We start from the raw sequence: 1,299 nt of genomic DNA, 5'->3' as shown, positions 1-1,299 counted from the left end.
TCAGGAGGAAGTCATGACCTTGGAAGGCAAACTACTCATCGGCCAGCAGGCCGTCGCCGGTTCCAGCGACGCGATCCAGGCCATCGATCCGGGCACCAACCAACGCCTGGAGCCGGTCTATGCCGGCGGCACCGCCAACGACGTCGATCGCGCCTGCGAACTCGCCTGGGCGGCCTTCGACAGCTACCGCGAGACCTCGCTCGAGGCGCGCGCGGCGTTCCTCGAGACCATCGCCGAGGAGATCGAGGCGACCGGCGACGACCTGATCCAGCGCGCGGTGAGCGAGTCCGGCCTGCCCCGGGGCCGCATCGAGGGCGAGCGCGGGCGTACCTGCGGCCAGTTGCGCCTGTTCGCCAACGTGGTGCGTGCCGGCGAGTGGCTCGACGTGCGCGTCGACCCGGCGATGCCCGAGCGTCAGCCGATGCCGCGGGTCGACCTGCGCCAGCGTCACATCGCCCTCGGCCCGGTCGCCGTGTTCGGCGCCTCGAACTTCCCGCTGGCGTTCTCGGTGGCCGGTGGCGACACCGCCTCGGCACTCGCCGCGGGCTGCCCGGTGATCGTCAAGGCGCACTCCGCTCACCCCGGCACCTCGGAACTGGTGGGCCGGGCGATCCAGCGCGCGGTCGCCAAGTGCAACCTGCCCGAGGGGGTGTTCTCGCTGCTGTTCGGCTCCGGGCGTGAAGTGGGCACCGCGCTGGTCGCCGATGCACGGATCAAGGCCGGCGGCTTCACCGGCTCGCGCAGCGGCGGGCTGGCGCTGCTCAAGGTTGCCCAGGACCGCCCCGAGCCGATCCCCTTCTACGCCGAGATGAGCTCGATCAACCCGGTGTTCCCGCTGCCGGCGGCCCTGAAGGCGCGCGGCGAGGAGATGGCCAAGGGCTTCGTCGCCTCGCTCAACATGGGCGCCGGGCAGTTCTGCACCAATCCCGGGTTGGTGATCGCCGAGAAGAGCGCCGACCTGGACGCCTTCGTCGCCGCCGCCGGCGAGGCGCTCAAGGAGAGCGCCGCGCAGACCATGCTCACCCCGGGCATTCATGACGCCTACCAGCAGGGCGTGGCGCGGCTCTCGAGCCACGACAAGGTGCGCGAAGTCGCTCGCGGCCAGGTCGGCGAGAGCCCCAACCAGTGCCAGGCGGGGCTGTACGTCACCTCGGCCGAGGCCTTCCTCGCCGACGCGGCGCTGCAGGAAGAGGTGTTCGGCTCCACCTCGCTGGTGATCGAGTGCCGCGACCGGGCCGAGGTGAAGCAGGTCGCCGATCGACTCGAGGGCCAGCTCACCATCACCCTGCAGATGGACGA

The 1,299-nt window shown here is 71.1% G+C and carries 1 protein-coding gene; it reads left to right on the top strand.

Annotated features, from left to right (window positions below):
• Window positions 1-13: 13 nt before the first annotated feature.
• A partial coding sequence (locus HR9077_RS19080; RefSeq protein WP_136068895.1) for an aldehyde dehydrogenase (NADP(+)) occupies window positions 14-1,299 on the top strand: 1,286 nt, incomplete at its 3' end.

It is taken from the genome of Modicisalibacter radicis, from assembly GCF_900961225.1.
Taxonomy (GTDB): Bacteria; Pseudomonadota; Gammaproteobacteria; order Pseudomonadales; family Halomonadaceae; genus Modicisalibacter.
Note: the sequence above shows the minus strand (reverse complement) of the source record. Positions and strands in the feature narration are given on the sequence as shown.